Origin of the sequence: Priestia sp. GS2, assembly GCF_036409025.1 — a bacterium.
Lineage (GTDB): Bacteria > Bacillota > Bacilli > Bacillales > Bacillaceae_H > Priestia > Priestia aryabhattai_A.
On record NZ_JAZGJX010000002.1, the window covers coordinates 227,217 to 250,128 of the forward strand.

General features: G+C 39.5%; 20 protein-coding genes. 4 read left to right on the forward strand and 16 right to left on the reverse strand.

Translation table 11 applies throughout. From position 1 onward, the window contains the following. Window positions 1-3: 3 nt before the first annotated feature. From V2145_RS20400 to V2145_RS20415, 4 genes are all read right to left on the reverse strand, one after another. A complete protein-coding gene (locus V2145_RS20400; protein ID WP_330988191.1) occupies window positions 4-1,728 on the reverse strand; it encodes an ABC transporter ATP-binding protein in 1,725 nt (574 codons plus the stop codon). 170 nt (window positions 1,729-1,898) lie between these two features. Further along, complete coding sequence (locus tag V2145_RS20405) at window positions 1,899-2,579, reverse strand: hypothetical protein (protein ID WP_094911267.1); 681 nt, start codon at window positions 2,577-2,579, stop codon at window positions 1,899-1,901. 94 nt (window positions 2,580-2,673) lie between these two features. Then, a complete protein-coding gene (locus V2145_RS20410; protein WP_179289233.1) occupies window positions 2,674-2,817 on the reverse strand; it encodes a hypothetical protein in 144 nt (47 codons plus the stop codon). 24 nt (window positions 2,818-2,841) lie between these two features. Beyond that, complete coding sequence (locus V2145_RS20415; RefSeq protein ID WP_094911266.1) at window positions 2,842-3,576, reverse strand: alpha/beta fold hydrolase; 735 nt, start codon at window positions 3,574-3,576, stop codon at window positions 2,842-2,844. A 149-nt stretch (window positions 3,577-3,725) separates the two neighbouring features. Here V2145_RS20415 and V2145_RS20420 point away from each other — a divergent pair, with 149 nt between their 5' ends. Then, window positions 3,726-4,343 carry a TetR/AcrR family transcriptional regulator gene (locus V2145_RS20420; RefSeq protein WP_094911265.1) on the forward strand — a complete coding sequence of 206 codons (618 nt, stop codon included), beginning with the start codon at window positions 3,726-3,728 and terminating at the stop codon, window positions 4,341-4,343. Window positions 4,344-4,387: 44 nt separating this feature from the next. Here the strand turns inward: V2145_RS20420 and rlmD are convergent, their stop codons facing one another. The 5 genes from rlmD to gatC all read right to left on the reverse strand — a co-directional run bounded on the left by rlmD (window position 4,388) and on the right by gatC (window position 10,176). Then, window positions 4,388-5,770 (reverse strand): 23S rRNA (uracil(1939)-C(5))-methyltransferase RlmD, encoded by a 1,383-nt coding sequence (gene rlmD, locus V2145_RS20425; RefSeq protein WP_330988192.1) that lies wholly within the window; start codon window positions 5,768-5,770, stop codon window positions 4,388-4,390. 94 nt (window positions 5,771-5,864) lie between these two features. Then, window positions 5,865-6,797, reverse strand: a complete 933-nt coding sequence (locus V2145_RS20430; protein WP_094911263.1) for a diacylglycerol kinase — start codon at window positions 6,795-6,797, stop codon at window positions 5,865-5,867. Between the two features lie 169 nt (window positions 6,798-6,966). Beyond that, the gene (gene gatB, locus V2145_RS20435) at window positions 6,967-8,397 is read right to left on the reverse strand and encodes an Asp-tRNA(Asn)/Glu-tRNA(Gln) amidotransferase subunit GatB (RefSeq protein ID WP_094911262.1); all 1,431 of its coding nucleotides are present in this window, start codon (window positions 8,395-8,397) and stop codon (window positions 6,967-6,969) included. A gap of 14 nt (window positions 8,398-8,411) precedes the next feature. Next, window positions 8,412-9,869 carry an Asp-tRNA(Asn)/Glu-tRNA(Gln) amidotransferase subunit GatA gene (gene gatA, locus V2145_RS20440; RefSeq protein ID WP_094911261.1) on the reverse strand — a complete coding sequence of 486 codons (1,458 nt, stop codon included), beginning with the start codon at window positions 9,867-9,869 and terminating at the stop codon, window positions 8,412-8,414. Between the two features lie 16 nt (window positions 9,870-9,885). Beyond that, window positions 9,886-10,176 (reverse strand): Asp-tRNA(Asn)/Glu-tRNA(Gln) amidotransferase subunit GatC, encoded by a 291-nt coding sequence (gatC, locus tag V2145_RS20445; RefSeq protein ID WP_094911260.1) that lies wholly within the window; start codon window positions 10,174-10,176, stop codon window positions 9,886-9,888. Between the two features lie 317 nt (window positions 10,177-10,493). Between gatC and V2145_RS20450 the strand changes: the two genes are divergently transcribed. Further along, complete coding sequence (locus V2145_RS20450; protein WP_094911259.1) at window positions 10,494-10,985, forward strand: DUF3920 family protein; 492 nt, start codon at window positions 10,494-10,496, stop codon at window positions 10,983-10,985. A 29-nt stretch (window positions 10,986-11,014) separates the two neighbouring features. On the opposite strand, the gene V2145_RS20455 is transcribed toward V2145_RS20450, so the two are convergent. The 4 genes from V2145_RS20455 to V2145_RS20470 are packed head-to-tail and all read right to left on the reverse strand — an operon-like array spanning window position 11,015 to window position 17,215. Further along, window positions 11,015-12,205 carry a CamS family sex pheromone protein gene (locus tag V2145_RS20455; RefSeq protein WP_094911258.1) on the reverse strand — a complete coding sequence of 397 codons (1,191 nt, stop codon included), beginning with the start codon at window positions 12,203-12,205 and terminating at the stop codon, window positions 11,015-11,017. 13 nt (window positions 12,206-12,218) lie between these two features. Next, window positions 12,219-14,225, reverse strand: coding sequence for an NAD-dependent DNA ligase LigA (gene ligA, locus V2145_RS20460; RefSeq protein ID WP_094911257.1), 2,007 nt, complete (start codon window positions 14,223-14,225; stop codon window positions 12,219-12,221). Window positions 14,226-14,247: 22 nt separating this feature from the next. Further along, complete coding sequence (gene pcrA, locus V2145_RS20465) at window positions 14,248-16,467, reverse strand: DNA helicase PcrA (protein WP_094911256.1); 2,220 nt, start codon at window positions 16,465-16,467, stop codon at window positions 14,248-14,250. A 43-nt stretch (window positions 16,468-16,510) separates the two neighbouring features. Beyond that, complete coding sequence (locus V2145_RS20470; RefSeq protein ID WP_094911255.1) at window positions 16,511-17,215, reverse strand: heptaprenylglyceryl phosphate synthase; 705 nt, start codon at window positions 17,213-17,215, stop codon at window positions 16,511-16,513. Window positions 17,216-17,676: 461 nt separating this feature from the next. Here V2145_RS20470 and V2145_RS20475 point away from each other — a divergent pair, with 461 nt between their 5' ends. After that, the gene (locus V2145_RS20475) at window positions 17,677-19,059 is read left to right on the forward strand and encodes a glycine--tRNA ligase (RefSeq protein WP_094911254.1); all 1,383 of its coding nucleotides are present in this window, start codon (window positions 17,677-17,679) and stop codon (window positions 19,057-19,059) included. 26 nt (window positions 19,060-19,085) lie between these two features. Here the strand turns inward: V2145_RS20475 and V2145_RS20480 are convergent, their stop codons facing one another. Further along, window positions 19,086-19,391, reverse strand: a complete 306-nt coding sequence (locus tag V2145_RS20480) for a YerC/YecD family TrpR-related protein (RefSeq protein ID WP_094911253.1) — start codon at window positions 19,389-19,391, stop codon at window positions 19,086-19,088. 121 nt (window positions 19,392-19,512) lie between these two features. Then, complete coding sequence (locus V2145_RS20485) at window positions 19,513-21,261, reverse strand: adenine deaminase C-terminal domain-containing protein (protein WP_094911252.1); 1,749 nt, start codon at window positions 21,259-21,261, stop codon at window positions 19,513-19,515. Between the two features lie 83 nt (window positions 21,262-21,344). Here V2145_RS20485 and V2145_RS20490 point away from each other — a divergent pair, with 83 nt between their 5' ends. After that, window positions 21,345-21,590, forward strand: a complete 246-nt coding sequence (locus V2145_RS20490) for a YgaP family membrane protein (RefSeq protein WP_094911251.1) — start codon at window positions 21,345-21,347, stop codon at window positions 21,588-21,590. Between the two features lie 37 nt (window positions 21,591-21,627). Here V2145_RS20490 and purD read toward each other — a convergent pair whose 3' ends face one another. After that, a complete protein-coding gene (gene purD / locus V2145_RS20495) occupies window positions 21,628-22,902 on the reverse strand; it encodes a phosphoribosylamine--glycine ligase (RefSeq protein ID WP_330988193.1) in 1,275 nt (424 codons plus the stop codon). Window positions 22,903-22,912 lie beyond the last annotated feature (10 nt).

Consider the following 22,912-nt stretch of genomic DNA (forward strand, 5'->3'; position numbering starts at 1 on the left):
AAGTTAACGCACCTCCTTTTCAAACTGTGATTCGTAGATTTCTTTATAAGCTTGACACGTTTGTAATAGCTCCTCATGCTTGCCGTTTCCAACAATCTCACCGTTATCAACTACAAGAATTCGGTCTGCATCTGCTACCGTTGAGATTCGCTGTGAAACGAGAATGCACGTGATGTTATTAGCATATCTCTCCAGCGATTGTTTAATCTTTGCTTCAGTCGCCATATCCACCGCGCTGGTGCTATCATCTAAGATTAAGATTTCAGGCTGTTTAATTAGCGCTCGAGCAATCGAAACTCGCTGTTTCTGGCCGCCCGATAAGTTAACTCCACCCTGTCCAATTTCCGTTTCATACCCCGCTTTTGACCTTTGAATAAATCCATTTGCATCAGCCATTTCAGCTGCTAGCTGTACTTCTTCTTCAGACACATCTTCTCGTCCCCAGCGGATATTATCACCAATCGTCCCCGTGAATAACATCGCTTTTTGAGCAACAATCGCAATTCTTTCACGTATAGCTTTTGGCTCAATCTCCCGAATGTCGCTATCGTTTAGTTTAATTGTTCCGCTCGTTGCATCATATAAGCGTGGAATTAAACTCACAAGACTGCTTTTTCCCGCACCCGTTTTTCCGATAATACCAAGAGTTTCTCCAGGCATACACGTAAACGTAACGTTTTTTAAGACCGGTTCTTGCGATGTTTCATTATATGAAAAAGACACGTTTTCAAAATCGATTTTTCCGCCTTGATTAGAAACAAACTGTTCCTCTGTCCACGTCATATCGTTTTTTTCGCCTAGCACTTCACCAATGCGGCCAGCTGACGTTCTCGCTCGGACAAACATATTAAATACCATAGAAATCATCATAAGTGAAAAGAGAATTTGCGTCATATAGTTCGTAAACGCCACGACGTGTCCCACTTGAATTGTACCGCTTTCTACTCCATGACCCCCAATCCAAAGGACGGCCACAATTCCTACGTTCATCACAAGCATAATAATTGGACTAAAAATAGCAATGACTCTTGTGGCCGCAACCGATTTATCCTGAAGCTCATCGTTAAACCTGCTAAATTTTGCTGTTTCATAATTGAAGCGATTGAATGCTTTTACTACGCGAACACCTGATAAATAGTCTCGCATCGATCCATTGACTCGGTCGAGTGCATTCTGAAGCTTTGCAAAGCGCGGAATGCTGAGTTTAATATTCGTAATAAGCAGAACCACAATTATCGGTACGACAACCATAAGTACCACAGATAAATGAATATTTAACGTGGTTGCCATAATGAGGCCGCCAATTGCTAGTAAAGGCGCTTTAATATAAATTCTCATCAAACCGTTCACAAACAGCTGCACCTGCGTCACGTCATTTGTTAGTCTCGTAATTAACGACGCTCGGTCATAGTTATTGATTCGTTTAAAAGAAAGAGTTTGAATTCTTCTAAACAAATCAAGGCGCAGCTCAGCCCCAAAATTTTGAGACGTGATGCTTGCTAAAATGCTACGTGTCGAAGCTGCTACTCCTCCAAGCAGCGTCACGCCAAGCATCACCGCTCCCATCCGAAGCACATAGTCTAAATCCCGATTGGCTATTCCAACATCAATAATTTTTGCCATAATCGTTGGTTGCATCAAGTCACAAATCGCTTCTAGCATTAGGAACAAAAGTGCAATGCTAAAAGGCTTATAATATTTTTTTATGTATCCTCTGTAGTTACCCATACATCACCCCACACTTAGTTAATAGACTGCCAGCGAACAGCTCGTATAGTTTTATTATATTTAAATGATTAAACAATTTACCATCTTTTTACGTAGAAAGCAGTTTTGAGAAGATAAAAAAAGCTCAATTCCGTTTGGATTTGAGCTTTTTGTGTACTTTGAACGCTAGTTTAGCCAGTCTGAGAAACATATCTATACTGATACATCTTTACTAAGTGACGATGAGTCAAAGCTAAGGATAACATAAATATAACTTCAAACAGGTTTATCACAGCTGTACTTGGAAGAGAAAAAGGAATTGCGCTTCCTACAATCATCACTGCTACGCCAATCATCATGATGCTCCAATTCATGTGCTTGAAGATTAAGATACCGATAAAGAGTAAGATAAGCGCTACAACTATCACCATAATAGGTGGACCAGATGTTCCTACAATTCCATAGCGAGTAATGCCATACTCACTTATAGCTGCCATATCATGACTAATTGTCTTTACTACTTCATAACTAATAAGGATTGCTGTGCTTATTAGAAAAAACACCTTCACAATTGGCTTGTTAGCCCAGCTAATATTGGCATGTTTTGCGACCCCATACCCAAACAAAATAAGTGTTGGCGTAAACAAAGCATGGAACCAGAAGCGGAGCAAGCTAAGAGCAAAGAGTATATTCCCCTCGCCAATAAATGAACCTATAAAGATAATTAAATTATCATAGATCAAACCTATGATTACTAAAGGAAAAGAAAGCATATAAACCGATAATGCTCTCTTCTTAATTAATTTGATACTGAATAGAAACAATGCTACGTAGAAAATAGTAAATAGTAGATAGAGAATGGTATCAATCATTTTTACTCCTTTTTATAAAAACAACCTTTTCAAACATAGGTTGCTATCGTTATTAATCAAAATAGCTCAATAAAATTATGTTTAATCACTTCTTTTAATTCTGTTTGATTACGACATTTGGCTTTTCTAATGCCTGTGAAAGTGACCATTCGGCACGGTCATCCTTTTTTACTCGTACTTTTTCAACCCGAATATTTTGCTTTTTTAATGCTTTAATGATCATATCAATTGAATTCATACGACTCACTCTCCAAAGAAATGCTTAGTATTTGTTTTCTTTTATCCATGTTAGTGTAGTCTGTGCCATTTCATCCTGCTGATTTTTAACGGGGATAGATGCTTTCATATCTCCTTTTTGCGGTCCATACATTCCAAATTGAGCATGATTTCCACCTTTTATCTCATGCATTGTTGCATTCTTCGAAAGAAGTTGCTCCGTGTCTTGAATCTTATCTTTTGTAGATAAGCCGTCTTTTTCACCGTATATAGACAAAATAGGAAGGTTCGTGTTTGAGAAATCAGATGCTTCATCAGGATAAGAACCTAGCAGAATTAAACCGTCTACTTCCTTTGAATGAGCGTAGGCAAATTTAGAAGCAGTAACTCCTCCTAAAGAATGGCCACCTACGATCCACTTGTTTACTGATGAATAACTATCTATTACCTCTTGCGCTTTATTTGAGTCAAACAAGGCAAAGTTAAAGTTTACATTGGGTATTGCAACCAGATAACCTTCGTCTGCTAATTGTTTACCGTAGTAACTGTAAGCTTCAGGTTCTACTTTTGCACCTGGATACAACACGATCCCAATTTGGTTATTCTCTTTAGGATTAAAGATAACCCAATCTTCTTCTTGCTTAATTTCTTTTTTATCTATGAGTGTATAAAGCTTTTCAGATGGTTCATATGTTTGCTGTGACCATATAAAAAATCCTAGAAACCCCAATACTAGTAGAACGACAATACTAGCCAAAAGGTAGCCTATTTTTTTCTTCATCTATAAACCCTCTTTTCCTTGTAATTAAATTTGTTTGATTTACTTAAATCCATTAAACTAATATTAGATCCTTTAAATAATTATATATACCAAAAGGTTAATTAATCAACTAAATTAATATGTCTATTTTTTGAACTAGGAGGCTCCCTATGAGTGATAACATACCGAAGAAAAAGCCTGGAAGACCGAAAATAACAATTGAAAAGAATGTAACGAGGGAGCAAATCTTGAAAACTTCAGCTCATCTCTTTATGACATATGGATATGAAAGTGTCTCAATGGAACAAGTCGCAGAAGCAAGTGACGTAACAAAAGCAAGCGTGTACTATTACTTTAAAAATAAAGCAAATTTATTTACGGTATCCGTATCTAGTATGTTTGAGCGTATTACAATCCAAACAGAGCGACTGTTACAAAGTTCAAAAGGATTAAAAACTCGATTGTATGAAGTCACGTTAAATCATCTTCAAACACCGCATATCGACTTTGAAACACTATTAAACGAGGCTACTTCTTCACTTACAAAAGATCATATAAAAAAAATTCGTGGAGCAGAGAAAGAAGTGCATCAAGCACTGGAAGATATTTTCAAACAAGCGATGGAAGACGGTGATATCGTTCAGAGTAATCCCCTTCTCCTTGCCCATGCATTTTCAACAGTCACTATGATTCGAAATAAAAAAGAATTGATCAATGAACTCGGAGGGCCCGAAAAAACTGCTCAGTCGTTAGTAGACCTTTTTTGGGAAGGCATTAGTCCCAAGTGAAGGCACTATCCTTTTTAATAAAAAAGACAACTAACCTTATAAGGTTAGTTGTCTTCTTTTAAAATAAGCTTTGCCACTGATTCCACATGCGTCGTATGCGGAAACATATCAACGGGCTGCACTTCCACCGTTTGATAGCCGCCTTCTTCAAGAATCTTGAGATCACGCGCCAGCGTTGCCGGGCCACATGATACGTAGACGACTTTCTTTGGCTTCATTTTAAGAATCGTTTTTAATAATGCTTCGTCACAGCCTTTTCTTGGCGGATCAACGACGATGACATCCGCTTTAATACCTTGCTTGTACCAGTTAGGAATGACAACTTCAGCCTCTCCTACTTCAAACTCAGCGTTATCTATATTATTCAGCTTAGCGTTGCGCTTAGCGTCTTCAATCGCTTCAGGAACAATTTCTACTCCGTATACCTTCTTGGCTTTTTGCGCTAAAAACAGAGAGATTGTCCCAATTCCGCAATATGCGTCAATGACCGTTTCTTCTCCTGTTAAATCTGCATACTCAAGCGCTTTGTCATAAAGTACTTTCGTTTGCTCTGGGTTTACCTGATAAAATGACTTGGCTGAAATAGCAAACTTAACGTCGCCGATATAGTCATAGATATACTCTTCACCCCAAAGTACGTTGGTTTGATCACCCAAAATAACGTTTGTGCGCTTTGTATTGACGTTTTGAACAATTGATTTCACGTTTGGTACGGCTTTAACAATTTCTTCAATGATGTGCTTTTTGTTTGGAAGCTCGCTTGTGCGAGTAACAAGCACAACCATAATTTCTCCCGTCGTTAAGCCGTAGCGAGCCATGATATGGCGAATCGTTCCTTTGTGCTTTTGTTCATGATAAGCGGGAACATTGTACTTTTCAAGAATGCTTTTAACAACTTGAACAACGTCATCGTTTTCTTGCTGTTGAATTAGGCACATGTCCATATCAATGATGTCATGGCTGCGCTGCTGATAGAAGCCAGCCACTAAGCCACCTTCTCTACTTGCAACAGGAACCTGAGCTTTGTTACGGTAGCGCCAAGGATCTGTCATACCTATTGTTGGTAGCACCGGAACGTTTGGCAGTTGACCAATTCTTTCCATTACCCCTTGAACCTGCTTTTGCTTGAACGACAGCTGACCTTCGTAACTTACGTGCTGCAGCTGACAGCCGCCGCACTGCTTATACACAGGACAGGGAGGTTCTACGCGCGCTTCGCTCACCGTACTGTGATTCATAAGTTTTCCAAACGCATAGCCTTTTTTTACTTTTATTACTTTTACTTGGCCGCTTTCGCCAGGCAATGCGTTCTGAACAAAGATTGGAAAGCCGTTTACTTTGGCTACGCCTGAACCATCATGTGTTAAATCTTCAAACGTAACATCTATATAATCATTTTTTTCAACTGGTGGTGTTAACTTTTCCATTTATCGTACATCCTTTGTATTTAAAAATGCTGAACTGATTGTACCACATCGATTCTCTTTACACAAAAGTCGGTCACATGAAAAAAGATCGCAGTTAGGCGATCTCATTTTTCTCCATTAATTTTGCTGTCTCTTTTGGGACAAAAACTTCTACATGTCGATATAAATTGACAAATTCCCCAGGCAATAATCCACCGTATTCTCCATCAAGATTCAGCTGCATCTTATCGCTTGTATGAATCTTAACGCGATTTGCTTTTGTATAAATAATGTGAGGGTCATTGATGTGCTCTCCGCGTAGCGCTAATGTTGCAATACGAATAAACTCAGCTAAGTTAGCTTTTTTCAAGATAATTAAATCAAACATCCCATCATCTAAAGAGGAATCTGGCGCTAGCTTCTCAAAGCCTCCAACAGAATTTGTTAAAGATACTAAAAACATCATAATATCTCCGCTAAAAAACTTACCATCATACTCAATTTCCACCGTGGTTGGCTTAATTGAAGGCAGCATTTCCATTCCTTTTAAGTAGTAAGCTAGCTGACCCAGCATAGTTTTTAATTTACTAGGCACTTCGTACGTCAACTCTGTTAAGCGGCCACCACCTGCAATATTCACAAAGTGATGCGTTTCCCCTTCATTGGTAACTGCACCTAGATCTATCGCTTTTGGTACACCGTTAATGATAACATCAACCGCTCCTTCAATCGTACGAGGAACGTTAATTGCACGAGCAAAGTCATTGGTTGTTCCTACTGGAATAATCCCTAGCTGCGGACGATAGTCTTGTCCAGCAATGCCGTTTATAACTTCATTAATCGTTCCATCACCGCCAGCAGCAATGACGATATCAAATTTGCGCTCCACTGCTACTTTGGCAGCTTCTGTCGCATCACCAGCACAGGTAGTCGCATGACAAGACGTCTCATAACCAGCTTGCTCTAGCTTTTGAAGTACCTCTGGTAAATTCTTTTTAAAAATTTCACGCCCCGATGTCGGGTTATAAATGATTCTCGCTCTTTTCATTTTCATCATCCTAATAATGATAATTTATCAAAATCCAAACCAATTCAATATCTACATTATATACATATGCATAATCTCTATTCCAAAATAAGACCCCCTCTTAAAATAGCAGCTACAATTTTACGAGGGGGCAATCATCACATGATGTAAAGAAATTACCTTACGCTAATTAGCGCTTTTTAATTTCTTCTAATAAAATTTTGTTAACCATTGGAGGGTTGGCTTGACCTTTTGACGCTTTCATAATTTGCCCTACTAAGAATCCAATTGCACGATCTTTACCGTTTTTGAAATCTTCAATTGATTGAGGATTTGCATCTAACGCATCCGTTACGAACTTGCGTAGCGTTGCATCGTCAGAAATTTGCACAAGGCCTTTTTCTTTTACGATTTTTTCTGCGCTTCCACCATTTTCAATTAACTCTTTGAAGACTTTTTTCGCAATTTTAGATGAAATTGTGCCTTCTTGAATTAATTTAATCATGCCAGCTAAGCCTTCTGGAGTTAATGCCACGTCGGCTAACTCTTTTTGGTTTGAGTTTAAGTATGCTGATACTTCACCCATTAACCAGTTAGAAGATAATTTTGCGTCTCCACCAGCTTCAATCGTTGCTTCAAAGAAGTCAGACATTTCTTTTGTTAGCGTTAATACCATTGCATCATAAGCCGGTAACCCAAGCTCTTCAACATAACGTTTCTTACGAGCATCTGGAAGCTCTGGAATTGACGCACGGATGCGCTCTTTCCACTCATCATCAATATGAAGTGCTACAAGATCTGGCTCTGGGAAGTAACGATAATCATCCGATCCTTCTTTTACACGCATTAAGAGTGTTTCACCTGTTGATTCATCAAAGCGACGTGTTTCTTGCTCAATGATTCCACCAGCTAGTAATACTTTCTCTTGGCGCTTTTCTTCATGCTCCAGACCACGACGTACGAAGTTGAAAGAGTTTAAGTTCTTTAGCTCTGTTTTTGTACCGAACTTCTCTTGTCCAACTGGACGTAGAGAAATATTGGCATCACAACGAAGTGAACCTTCCTCCATCTTACAATCAGATACGCCTGTGTATTGGATGATAGATTTTAATTTTTCTAAATATGCGTAAGCTTCTTCCGGAGAACGCATATCTGCTTCTGATACGATTTCAATTAAAGGCGTACCTTGACGGTTAAAGTCTACTAGAGAGTAACCATCACCTGTATGCGTTAATTTACCCGCATCTTCTTCTAAGTGAAGTCGGTTAATACGAATACGCTTTGTTTCACCGTTTACTTCAACTTCAATCCAACCGTTTTCACCAATTGGTTTATCAAATTGAGAGATTTGATAAGCTTTTGGGTTATCCGGATAGAAATAGTTTTTACGGTCAAACTTTGTATCTGTTGCGATTTCACAGTTTAATGCAAGAGCTGCTTTCATCGCGAAGTTAACCGCTTCTTTATTTAGAACTGGCAGTACGCCAGGATATCCCAAGTCGATAACGCTTGTGTTCGCATTTGGCGCTGCTCCGAACGCGTTTGGACTTGCTGAGAAAATTTTAGATTGTGTCTTAAGCTCAACGTGTACTTCAAGACCGATAATCGTTTCAAAGTTCATCTTCTTCTCACCCCTTACAGTGCTGGTTTCGCTTTATGATGCTCAGTTGCTTGTTCGAATGCATGAGCGACGCGATAAATTGTGCTTTCATCAAAATGCTTACCGATAATTTGCAACCCTAATGGTAATCCGTTCGCAAGGCCACAAGGCACAGAGATACCTGGTACACCTGCAAGGTTTACTGGGATTGTTAAAATATCATTTGCATACATTGTTAACGGATCATCTGTCTTTTCACCAATTTTAAACGCTGGTGTTGGCGTTGTAGGACCAATGATAACGTCATAGTTTTCAAATACAGATTCGAAATCTTCCTTAATAAGTGTACGTACTTGCTGCGCTTTTTTATAATAAGCATCATAATAACCTGAGCTTAACGCAAATGTACCAAGCATGATACGACGCTTCACTTCGTTACCAAAGCCTTCGCTACGCGTTTGCTTGTACATTTCAAGTAAGTTTTCAGCATTATCTGTGCGGTATCCATAACGTACACCGTCAAAGCGAGATAAGTTTGCAGAAGCTTCTGAAGAAGACAGTAAGTAGTATGTTGCTAAGGCATACTTAGAGTGTGGTAATGAAACCTCTTCCCAAGTTGCGCCAAGGCTTTCTAATACTTTTAATGCATCTAGTACTGATTGACGAGCTTCTTCGCCAACGCCTTCACCTAGATACTCTTTTGGTACAGCAATTTTAAGACCTTTAATATCACCAGTTAAAGCAGATACATAGTCCGGAACATCTACGTTTGCAGAAGTTGAATCCATTGGATCAACACCTGAAATTGCTTGAAGTAAATATGCATTATCTTCAACTGAGTTTGTGATTGGTCCGATTTGATCTAAAGAAGATGCAAATGCAACAAGACCGTAACGAGACACGCGTCCGTATGTAGGTTTTAATCCAACAACACCGCAATAAGCCGCAGGTTGACGGATTGAACCACCCGTATCAGAACCCAGTGAGAATGGTACTTCTCCAGCTGCAACAGCCGCTGCTGAACCACCGCTTGATCCACCTGGTACATAGTCTAAATTCCATGGATTGCGAGTTAATTGTAGGCCAGAGTTTTCAGTCGAAGAACCCATTGCGAACTCATCCATGTTTAATTTACCAATCGTTACTGCTTCAGCTGATTGTAGCTTTTGAACAACCGTTGCGTCATAGATTGGATCAAAGTTTGCTAGAATTTTACTTGAACACGTTGTGCGTAAGTCTTTTGTTACGATGTTATCTTTTACACCGATAGGCATACCAAATAACAAACCAAACTCATCTTTCGTTTGTAGCGCTTCGTCTAGTTGTTTTGCGTAAGCACGAGCGTTGTCCTCGTTCAGTGCTAGGAAAGCACCCACTTTATCATCTACTGCGTTAATACGCTTATACGATTCTTCTACTAGGTCTTGTACACTTACTTCTTTACTATGAAGAAGCTTATGTAATTCTGAAAGTTTACGATTAAATAATGACATCGTAAAGCCTCCTTTCTTATTCTAAAATAGTTGGTACGCGTACGTATCCATCTTTATGGTCTGGCGCGTTTTTCGTTACATCTTCAACAGGTAATCCTTTTGCTGGCTTGTCCTCACGCATTACGTTTTTCACGTCTAATACGTGTGAAGTTGGCTTTACATTTGTAGTATCCAATTCGTCTAATTGCTCAGCGTATGTAATGATTGCATCTAATTGCTTTGTAAATAAAGCTGCTTCTTCATCTGTTACAGCTAATCTAGCTAAATGTGCAACATGTTTTACTTGTTCAACAGAAATTCTTGACATGTTCGTTCACCTCCGAATATTCGTCCCACTACAATATACTGATAATACCAAACTTCACTAGCATCAAGCAACATTTCTGAGAGTAGTTCCATAAATATAAAATCTTCCTTTTAAAATGATAGGGGTTACACTCTATATTCCTCTAGAAAAGGGATTTTTCTCCTGGATTTATTTAGAGTGTTACTCTTTTCTTCTAAATGAAGAGCTCTTTGACATATATATTAATAACCTCTTCATAAGCTTCTTAATCAGAAGTATAAGGGTAAATAAAAAGGTCGAAAATGAATATGACCGCTAGTAAGGAGTGTGAACACATTATGAATCCATTACTCATTTACTCGACTATTCATAAGCGTCCTGTCTACCAAGAGTGTCTAAACTGGTTTGTTCTCGATGACGAATTTTCATTTAACTTGCATCAGCTGCAAAAGCAAGTTTTCTCTTGTCTAAACCGCCAATTCACAACCCCGGTTGTGTTTTGTGACTCTTGTGAAGCAAATAAAATTGTGTCTGAACTTGAAGAAGAAGAAGCAGAATTTCTTCAATATGCTTCCGCCGTCTATTGGAGAGAAGTTGGAATTATTTTCATATTTAAATTCGAGGATTATTTACCTTTGGTTGAAACGCTGTTTCACGAGTTGCGTCATGTCATGCAAGAGGATATTCCTTTTTTCAAAAAGCAATTTGAGTTTGATAAAAAGCTTCCATATGAAGAGCGAAAAACTGAAAAAGATGCATTTCAGTATGCCAAGAGCCACCTGCAAAAATTTATGAAATCTCATCAAAACACACCCTTTGTCTCACAATGAAAAAGCCGCTCAGATGAGCGGCTTTTCACTTAGTTTTCGTAAATATGCACGGTTGGCGTTTCTTGATCAGGTTTACGGATAATTAATGCTTCCGGACCGTTTACAGACGTGATGGAAATACTTGTTTCCATATAGTCTGGGAAATGATCAAGCATTAATCCAGCAACGTACTGAGTAAACCCAACAATTTCACCTTTTCCGTAAAATTGAATTGGAATTTCAATGGACATTCTCTGCATCTGACCATCGATATAATGACCTTTCCCTACTACGCTTGTAAAGTTCGGGAAGTAATCTTCAATTTGTGCTTTGAATTCATTAAACTTCATTGCATCATCGCGATAGTCTTTATCGGCAGCAGATGACGGGAATAGGTAATACTTTTCATCAACTTTATCCCACCCGTTCACTGAGTTACGCCCTTTGCCAGCTTGGCCAACGCTAATAAAGTTACCAGGTGTTAAAGAAGATTTTGGATTTTGCTTAAAGATTGCCACTGTGATTGGTACTTGTTCTAGTCCCTTCTTTTTACGCATACGATCCACGATGGTATTTGCTATCTCTTTGCCTCGCTCTTCAATTTCTTTATCATCGAGCTTAACTTCACGAGCGTATCCATCTTCTTGCGTATAGTAGTGGACAGAGTTCATGGCCAGACCAATAACTACCCCGCCAAGCGCAACTTTATCGTCACCGTCTTGAACTAAGTAGTTTTGCTCCGTAATATGGGCCAAATACATTGGGCTTCTTTCATTTCGTGCTTTTAAGTCTCCATCACCTGTATCGGCCGGATTGAGACCTTCATTCTTTAATGAATCACGATCATTTTCCTTTGTCTTATCCTTTAGTTCTTTAAACTGCGCGTCTGTTTTCTTACGGCTTAACCATGAACGAATCGTCTCTTTGTCTAGATATTGTCCTTCTTGGAACACATATTTGTCAGGTGAAAAATCATCTTGTGCTAGACGCATTAATCCTGTTTCAAACTCTTGAATATCAAGGCGATTATTCATATTCGCTGCTACAAGGCCTCTCGCTACTCCCGGTTTATAAGGAAGAATTGTTCGGTAATATTCATCTGAAATGCTGTATTTTGGGATAACAGCTTTTTCATTTTTATCATCTGTTTGTTGAACAATCTCTTCCTCTTTCGAAAAATTAGGTGCACATGCTGAGGTTATAAGCATGACCATAAGAGACAGTAAAAATATCTTTTTCAACTATACACACCTCTTATTTATTTAATTCAATAAGTAACCTCGCTTCGTCCCACACTTCAATGCCAAGCTCATTTGCTTTAGCAAGTTTAGAACCTGCGTCTTCCCCCGCAATGACAAGGTCTGTTTTCTTACTTACACTACCTGTTACTTTTCCGCCTAAAGCTTCAATCTCCGCCTTTGCTTCGTTTCTGCCTAGCTCTTCTAATTTACCAGTTAACACAATCGTTTTACCAGCAAAAACAGAATCAGAATCTCCTACATTGACGGGTTTTGGACCTTTATAGGTCATGTTAACGCCGGCTTCTTGAAGCTCGCGCAACAGCTCTTGCACTTCCTCTTGTGAAAAGTATGTAACGATTGCATCGGCCATCTTGTCACCGATCTCATTAATTGTCACTAACTCATCATACGTTGCTTTTTGCAACTTGTCCATCGTATCAAATTGCTGTGCTAGAGTTTTTGCTGCTTTAGCACCTACGTGACGAATACCTAAGCCGAATAACAATCTTTCAAGAGAATTTTCTTTAGAAGCTTCAATCGCTTTTAAAAGATTATCTGCTGATTTTTCACCCATTCGCTCAAGCTCAATTAGCTGCTCTTTTGTTAGTTCGTAAAGATCTGCTACGTCTGTGATTAACTCTTCTTTAAAAAGTTGAGTAATTACTTTCTCTCCAAGACCATCAATATTCATGGCATTACGAGACACAAAATGAATGAGACCTTCACGAATTTGAGCAGGACAGCTCGGGTTAATACAGCGAAGCGCTACTTCCCCTTCTAAGCGGACAAGCTCACTCTCACATTCCGGACAGTGGGTTGGCATCGTAAACTCTTGCTCGTTGCCTGTTCGCTTTTCAGTAATGACATTCACAACTTCTGGAATAATATCACCGGCTTTTTTAATAACTACTTGGTCGCCGATGCGAATGTCTTTTTCACGAATCAGGTCTTCATTGTGTAAAGATGCGCGCTGTACGGTCGTACCTGCAACCTGCACTGGTTCCAAAATGGCCGTCGGCGTAATAACACCTGTACGTCCAACCGTTAGCTCAATATTTTTTAGGGTTGTTACAACTTCTTCTGCCGGAAACTTATAAGCTATTGCCCAACGCGGGCTTTTTGCTGTTGTACCGAGCTCAACCTGCTGCTCAAACGCATCGACTTTAATAACAATCCCATCGATATCATAGGCAAGAGATGGGCGTTTTTCCTGCCAGTTTTCAATGTAAGCAAGAACTTCTTCAATGGTAGCACACTTTTGACGCTCTTTATTTGTTTTAAAACCAAGATGGTCTAAAAGGTCTAAACTTTCACTATGAGCTTCTACATCCTGTTCTCCAACATCCGTCATTGCATACACAAAAATATCAAGATTTCGTTTCGCTGCAATTTTAGGATCTAATTGACGCAGTGAACCAGCAGCAGCATTACGAGGGTTTGCAAACGGAAGCTCTTCATTTTGAATCTTAGCTTCATTTAACTTCTCAAATGACTTTCTCGGCATGAATGCTTCTCCGCGTACTTCCATCGTAACAGGCTCTTTTACACGAAGAGGAATTGAGCGGATAGTTTTTAGATTCTCGGTAATATCTTCACCAATCGTTCCGTCTCCGCGCGTAGCTCCGCGTACTAGGTAGCCATCCTCATAAAGTAAAGAGATTGCTAAGCCATCAATTTTCAACTCGCATACATAGGAAAAATCATCTCCTACCGCTTGGCGAATACGCCGGTCAAAATCACGCAAATCCTGCTCATTAAATGCATTTCCTAAGCTTAGCATCGGCGTGCGGTGCTCAACCTTTTGAAAGGCATCAAGCACCTGGCCGCCAACGCGCTGAGTAGGAGAATCCTGCGTTTTTAACTCTGGAAATGCTTCTTCTATTTTAATCAGCTCATTCATTAAGCGGTCGTATTCCGCATCGGGAACGGTTGGCTGATCTAATACGTAATACTCATAGTTATAGCGGTTTAACAGCTCATGCAATTCTTGAATTCTTTGTTTGCTCGTTTCAAGATCCATATCCTTACTCCTTCTTCACACATTATACTTTTGTTACGGGTGCAAATTTAGCTAACAGACGCTTTACTCCCACTGGGCTTGGAAACGCAATGTCCAATTCTTTTGAGTCGCCTTCTCCTTTAACGCTAACGACTGTCCCGATACCCCATTTTTTATGCTCCGCTTTGTCGCCAACACCCCAACCAATCGATTCGCCACCGGTAGAAGTGAGCGTTGTTTTCGCAACGGCAGCTTGTCTGCGAGCAGCATACGGTGATGTGCTTCTTCCACTTGGCTGCATCGGCGATTTCTTCGCTTCGTTCAACGACTCGATTAGCTCTGATGGAATTTCGCTAATAAAGCGTGATGCCGGGTTAACGTTTGTCTTACCGAATAGTGTGCGCATTTGTGCATTCAATAAGTAAAGTTCTTGTTCCGCACGCGTAATTCCAACGTATGCTAAGCGACGCTCTTCTTCCATTTCCATATCTTCAAAGAGCGAGCGACTGTGTGGAAATACGCCTTCTTCCATACCAAGTAAGAAAACTACTGGGAACTCAAGCCCTTTTGCAGAGTGAAGAGTCATTAAAATCACTTGTTCGTTCTCATCTTCCTCTTCATCAAGCTGGTCGATATCGGCCACAAGCGCCAAGTCCGTTAAGAATGCGACTAGGCTTTTGTCCTCACTTGCTTCTTCAAAGGTTTTCGTAACAGATAAAAACTCATCAATGTTTTCTAAGCGACTTTGAGCTTCAATTGTTTTTTCCGTTTTGAGGGCTTCTCGGTAGCCCGTTCGCTCTAGCACTTCTTCTACAAGCTCTGTTACGGACATGTAATCCTGCATTTGAGCTAGGTTGTCAATCATTGCTTGAAAATCTCGAAGCGTACTCGTTGCTTTGCCGGTTACGCCAATTAACTCCACTTCATCAAGTGCTTTAAAGATTGAAATATCATGGGTTAGTGCATAGTTTGCCACCTTATCAACAGACGTTGCTCCTACGCCTCTCTTTGGTACGTTCACAATGCGCGTTAAGCTGATGTCATCATCTTGGTTTGCAATTAAGCGTAAATAAGCAAGGATATCTTTAATCTCTTTACGATCATAGAACTTAATTCCGCCAACGATTGTATAATTAATATTTGATTTTAGTAAGACTTCCTCCATCACACGCGACTGGGCGTTCGTACGATATAGAATGGCAAAATCGCTATATTTACGTTTACCAGAATCTATGGCTTCTTTAATTTTACGCGCTACGAATTGAGCTTCATCATGCTCACTCATTGCCTGATAGCGATAAAGCTTTTGGCCATCCACGTTTTCTGTCCATAAGTTTTTCGCTTTTCGATTCATGTTGTTGGCAATGACTTCGTTTGCTGCTGCTAAAATATTTTTTGTTGAACGATAGTTTTGTTCTAATAAAATAACCGATGCTTTTGGATAATCTTTTTCAAAGGAAAGGATATTGGTAATATCCGCGCCACGCCAGCGATAGATCGATTGATCTGAGTCCCCAACTACGCACACATTTTCAAAGCGCGCTGCTAGCAATCGAACAAGCATATATTGCGCATGATTTGTATCTTGATACTCGTCAACATGAATGTATTGAAACTTACGCTGATAGTAAGTGAGCACTTCTGGTACTCGCTTAAAGAGCTGAATCGTCGTCATAATTAAGTCATCAAAGTCCAGCGCTTGATTTTTCTTAAGGCGCTTTTCATACTTTGTGTAAACCGTGCTTACGACTTCTTCATACGGACCCGCAGCCGTTTTTGCGAAATCATCCGCTGTTTTTAGCTCATTCTTCGCTGAGCTGATGCTTCCTAGCAACGATCGTGGGTCAAACTTTTTCGGATCCAGGTTTTCTTCTTTTAAGATGTTTTTAATAACCGATAACTGATCCGTTGAATCGAGAATAGTAAAGTTTCGATTATAGCCAATTCTGTCAATGTCGCGGCGTAAAATACGCACACACATGGAGTGGAACGTCGAAATCCAAATATCTTCTGCTACTCCACCAACGATTGCGCTAACACGTTCTCTCATCTCGCGAGCCGCTTTATTTGTAAACGTAATTGCAAGGATATTCCAAGGCGCCACTTCTTTTTCAGCCATTAGATACGCGATGCGATGCGTGAGCACACGCGTCTTTCCACTTCCTGCACCAGCCATAATTAGCAACGGCCCGTCCGTTGTTTTTACCGCTTCTTTTTGCTGAGGGTTTAACCCTGTTAATAATTTTTCACTTAGAAAATTCATCATTTCACCGCCTAATCAAACATATGTTCTATTTTACTTCACTTTATTTTCCGTTCGCAACATTCTTTTTCACTGCATCTACTGTTTTTAATGCTGTTGATAAATCGTCATAGATTATGTTCCCAACAACTACTGTGTCTGCTATTCTTCCCATTTCAGCAGCCTGCTCTTTCGTTCTAATACCGCCACCGTAGAAAAGATTGGTATTGGTTAACGATTTTTTTACTTTTTCAACGATATCTGGATTTCCGTACATACCGCTATACTCTAGGTAAAAGATTGGTAAATTAAACATTCTTTCTGCCATTTGTGCGTACGCTACAATATCGTCAGCGTCTAAATCCGTTTTCGCACTCGTTAAAGTTGCTACTTTGGCTTCTGAATTTAGCACGCAGTACCCTTCTACAAAGATTTCATCCCAATCCATAATTTCTCCATACTCTTTCATTGCGTGATGGTGTAAGCCAGAAATCCACTTGGGGTCACTGCTGTTTAATACAGTTGGAATAAAGTAAGAGTCAAAGCCAGGAGTAACTGATTCAATTGTTGATACTTCTAAAGCACACGGCACCGTATAGCGACGAATACGCATTAAAAGCTGCAGTACATTATCTAACGTAACGCCATCTGAGCCACCTACGATTACCGCGTCTGTACCGGACTCGCATACTTTTTCTAGCGCTTCATCTGAAATTTCCTTGTTTGGATCTAATTTAAATACGTGTCTCCATTTTTTTACGTCGTACATTGTATGAACCTCCATCTATTTATCCCGCAACTCTTCACTATGCGTTAACTTAACGGACTACTTTCCATTTGTTCATTATAACAAAACTAAGATTGGGAGACGAAACGAAAACCAATCTTTTTTGTCTACATCAATTAAAGTGAAAAAGGCATTTTGTTATAACGGTTATTGTATACCTGCATAGGATATGCTAATATATAGCTACAAAATTGTATAGCCATACTTTGAAGGATTAATAGTACTTAAACCCTCTGCAGTATAATAGCGATTTAGGGATAGTGAAAGCCTAAAGCAAGATTTAAGGAAAAGGCAATCTGGAGTATATACATGTTTAAGGTGGATACATTACGTATCAACCAGGGTGGAACCGCGGGAAAATCTCTCGTCCCTGGGCATATGAAAGCATATGCCCAGGGACGAGAGATTTTTTTATTACATCATTTATTATTGGAGGAATTACTATGACAAAATCAATGGATCAAATTGTATCTCACGCGAAGCATCGTGGCTTTGTTTTTCAAGGCTCTGAGATTTATGGAGGCTTAGCAAACACTTGGGACTACGGTCCGCTTGGTGTAGAACTTAAAAATAATATCAAAAAAGCTTGGTGGAAAAAATTCATTCAGCAGTCTCCTTACAACGTAGGCTTAGATGCTGCTATTTTAATGAACCCAAAAACATGGGAAGCTTCTGGTCACTTAGGAAACTTCAACGATCCAATGATTGATTGTAAAGATTGTAAAGCGCGCCATCGTGCTGATAAATTAATTGAAGAAAAGCTTCAAGAAAAAGATATTGAAATGATTGTAGACGGTCTTTCTTTTGATGAAATGAAAAAGTTAATTGCCGATCATGAAATCACTTGCCCAGAGTGTGGTTCTGCCAACTTTACAGAAATTCGTCAATTTAACCTAATGTTTAAAACACACCAAGGTGTAACAGAAAGCTCTACAAACGAAATCTACCTTCGTCCTGAAACAGCTCAAGGTATCTTTGTAAACTTCAAAAATGTTCAGCGCTCTATGCGTAAGAAACTTCCATTTGGTATCGGACAAATCGGTAAAAGTTTCCGTAACGAAATTACACCGGGTAACTTTACGTTCCGTACACGTGAGTTTGAACAAATGGAACTTGAGTTCTTCTGTAAGCCAGGAACTGAACTAGAGTGGTTCGATTACTGGAAGAAAACATGTGAACAGTGGCTGCTATCTCTAGGTATGAAAGAAGAAAACATTCGTCTTCGTGACCATGATTCAGATGAGCTGTCTCACTACAGTAACGCAACGACTGACTTTGAATACAAATTCCCATTTGGCTGGGGTGAACTGTGGGGCGTAGCATCTCGTACAGACTATGATTTAAAACAACACATGGAGCACTCGGGTGAAGACTTCCAATATATCGACCAAGAAACAAACGAACGCTACGTGCCTTATTGCATCGAACCTTCTTTAGGTGCAGACCGCGTAACGTTAGCATACATGATTGATGCATACGAAGAAGAGGAACTAGAAGATGGTTCATCTCGTACGGTAATGCGCCTACATCCAGCTTTAGCACCAGTAAAAGCTGCAGTATTACCACTTTCTAAAAAGCTTTCAGCTGAAGCTCAGGCTGTATTTGCTGAGTTAGCAAGCGACTTTATGGTTGACTACGATGATGCAGGCTCAATCGGTAAACGTTACCGTCGTCACGATGAGATCGGTACGCCATTCTGTATCACATTTGACTTTGATTCATTAGAAGATAACCAAGTAACGGTTCGTGATCGCGACACAATGGAGCAAAAACGTGTGCCAATCAGCGAGTTAAAAGCTCTTCTAGAAGAAGCAGTTAAGTTTTAATAAAGAAAAAGCGTGAGACAGATGTCTCACGCTTTTTCTTTATCATGTTGCAGACGCTCTAACACCATTTGATACGCATCGCTACCGTAATTTAAGCAGCGTTTGACGCGTGAAATTGTCGCTGTACTTGCACCTGTTTCTGTTTCAATTTTATGGTACGTATTTCCTTCACGAAGCATACGTGCTACTTCTAAGCGCTGTGCTAATGACTGAATTTCATTAACCGTACACAAATCATCAAAGAATTGATAGCACTCTTCCATGTTTTCTAAAGATAAAATTGCTTCAAATAATTGATCTAATTCTTTGCCACGAAGTTTGTTAATTTGCATGTGCTGAAAACTCCTTTACACTAAACTTTCTATTCATCATCATTTATTCATGTTGTGTTTCACAAACAAAATTCCTACCTTATAAATGCTCTTTTACAAAACGCTTTTACACTTTTATATTTTAACGCATTATTGACGGAAAAAGTACCTTTTTATTCATTACGTCATAAATTCCTGCTGGTGTTACGCGAATATAAGGTAAATGTGTAGATGAGAAAAAAAGAAGTGAATAAATTGGGTCTTCATGTTGATAGCCTCTTATTTTCAATTCTTGTTTTAAGCACTCTTCTTGCGTCATCAAGACTTCCATTCTTTCAGTCGACATGCTTCCATTCAAAGTAAGTGGGAGCTCCGCCACAATTTTCTCATCCTCTGCAAGAGCAATGCCTCCGCCCATTTCTTTCATTTTATAATAGGCATACAGCATATCTTTTTTTGATTTTCCAATAAGAATGAAATCACCGGTACTAGAAAACGAACTAGCTAACCCTTTAACATGCGTTGCAAAGCCTTTCAAAAGCGTGTTAATCCGCCATTTACCGTAGCGGTCAATGAGCATGAAGAAGCATTCATCATGGTTTGTATCTAAACATTCATCTCCTACATTTAGTTGAATTGAGTAAGGTTCCATAATAACTGCGTTTTTCATATAAACACCCATAGGCATTGAAAATTGAAAATCATCCATTTTAAGATCCCAGTTGCAATCAAGCGGTTGAAATCGATACGAAGCCCACGGGAAACATGTTTCGTTTTCTTTCTGTTCTTCTCCTTGCTTTAAAATCCATTTTCCGCTTGCAAGAACACTTATGGGTGTCGGGCATTCAGGACTAGTGAGTAGATTAAGGTTAGCTATACATCCAACGCCAATGTGACCATGTAAGTGTTCAATATTGTAGTATCGGGCAATATTTGTAGAAACCATCTTATAGGCATCAATGATTGGTACATGATGCTCAAGTGCTACTTTCACTAGCATATCTGAAACTCCATCTGTATAAAAAGATGGTGGGGAACCATCGGTATTCATAGTCAAATGTTCATAATAATTGAGATCTTCTTCATGTAGTTCATCCAAGATTCTCGGTAGATCCGGGCGAATAGACGAATAGCGTAGCGATACATCGTATCCTAATGACAGCCTTGAAAGAACATCTTTTCCGCTCATAGCCTCGTGATCAGCATCTGCTCCAAGCAATTTCATTTTAACAAGCGTACGTTCTGAAGCTCCTGGAAAATGCCCTTCAACATGCTTTCCTAATCGCTTTGTTTCCTGAATCCAATGGAGCATAAGGTCATCTCCATTTAGCAAGCGAGGCCAACTCGTAAGCTCTCCTCCTTGTAGAACTGAATCATGATTTAACCATTTTTTGATATGGGCATGAGAGAAAACCTCAGATTCGTTTTCAAACTTCGTTTGAGAATCGAAGCGGCACCACCAATACATCGAATATGGTAGCGTTTTCATTTCTTCAATTAATGAAAATGCTGTTTCTGTATCTGTTTGCAGCATGAGCACTAAGTTATCGTTAATTAAGGTTGTGGTGCCGTGCTTAGCCGCATACTGTGCAAAAGTATGGGGATTATATAACTGAAACGGATGCACATGAGGTTCAATATAGCCGGGCACAATGTATTGATCGCGGCAGTCAAAGACTTCCGTAGATGAATTCAGCACAGCTGGCATTGCTTCACCAACGTAAACAATGCGGTCGTTAGCAATCCAAATGTTAGCTTTCATCCACTTATTCAAACGAGCATTTAAGTAAGTTGTTCCTTTTAACACAATTGTCGGGGATGTTTGTTCACTTACAACTGAAAGCTGATTTCGAATCTGTCTATTTCTCCAACGATACATTCCTATCGACATACGCTGTGCCTCCTTTTGGTTATAATGAATAAATTCCATTTACAAAATAACTTTTATTAATTTATGAGAAAAGGTGATAAAACATGAGACCAAATATTGGCATCGTTAATGCTTTAATTCGACTTACAGTTGGCTTTACCCTTCTTTCTTGGGCAACCTCTCGCTTAACAAGACGTCCTTACCGAGATTCTTATCTATGGTTAGCCTTTTTAGCTGCAATGAAAATTGGTGAAGGAATTACGCGCTTTTGCCCTTTAGTATTTGCTTACGACAAATACCAAGAAGGGGACCAGGACTATACAGAAGATCCAACGATTAACCCAAGTTAATATTGCCTAAATAAAAAGAAGAGCAAATGCTCTTCTTTTAGTTTTTTGATGCTTTTTCAAGGGCACGATATCCAATATCTTTTCGATAGAAGAAGCCTTTTGATACATCAATGTGATTCATTTGTTTATATACTTTTTCTTGTGCTTGCGAAAGCGTATCTCCCTTAGCACCAACTAAAAGAACACGCCCTCCATTTGATACATATGTTTCATCTTCTAAAGTTGTTCCTGCGTGGAAAACAAGCGCTTCTTTATTAATCTTATCTAATCCATAAATTGGATTTCCCTTTTCATAAGCTTCAGGGTAACCAGCAGCTGCTAACACAATCCCCATAACAGCTTGATTATCCCACTCAATTTCAACGTCTTCGTTGTTTAAAATGCGAAGTAAAACATCAACTAAATCGCTTTTCATTCGCGGTAATACAACCTGTGTTTCAGGGTCACCAAATCGAGCATTAAATTCAATAACCTTCGGACCTTGCGCTGTTTGAATGAGTCCAGCATATAAAATACCCGTATACTCACAGCCTTCTTTAGCTAGCCCTTCTGCCATTGGTAATAGAATTGTTTGAACCGCTTTTTCTACTTCAGCGTCACTGATTTGAGGAACTGGAGAATAAGCACCCATTCCACCAGTATTCGGACCTTTATCTCCGTCAAACGCACGCTTATGATCTTGTGCAATGACCATTGGATATACCTTTGTACCACGCACAAATGCCATTAACGAAAATTCTTCACCGTCTAAAAATTCTTCAACTACAACAGTAGCGCTAGCTTCCTGGAACTTTTGATCAACCAAGAAATCATGAAGTGTTTCTACTGCTTCTTCAACAGTTAAAGCGACCGTTACACCCTTACCAGCAGCTAGACCATCTGCTTTAATAACAATCGGTGCACCTTGTTTTTCTACATACGCTTTTGCCTCTTCATAAGACGTAAATGTTTCATATGCAGCGGTAGGAATCTCATACTTTTTCATTAACTCTTTCGCAAAGCTTTTGCTTCCTTCAATCATAGCTGCTTTTTTACGAGGTCCAAATACCGGCAGACCCTCAGCTTCAAAGCGATCTACAACCCCTTCAATCAATGGGTTTTCAGGACCTACAATTGTTAGTTTGATATCTTGTTGTTTCGCAAAAGCCACTAGCTCATCATGATTACTTTCATCGATTGAGACAAGCGTTGCCACGTCACTCATACCTGGATTACCAGGAGCTACAAACACTTCATTTACAAGTGGGCTTTTGGACGCTTTCCATGCAATTGTATGTTCTCTTCCACCTTTTCCGATAACTAAAACATTCACGTTCTTCACC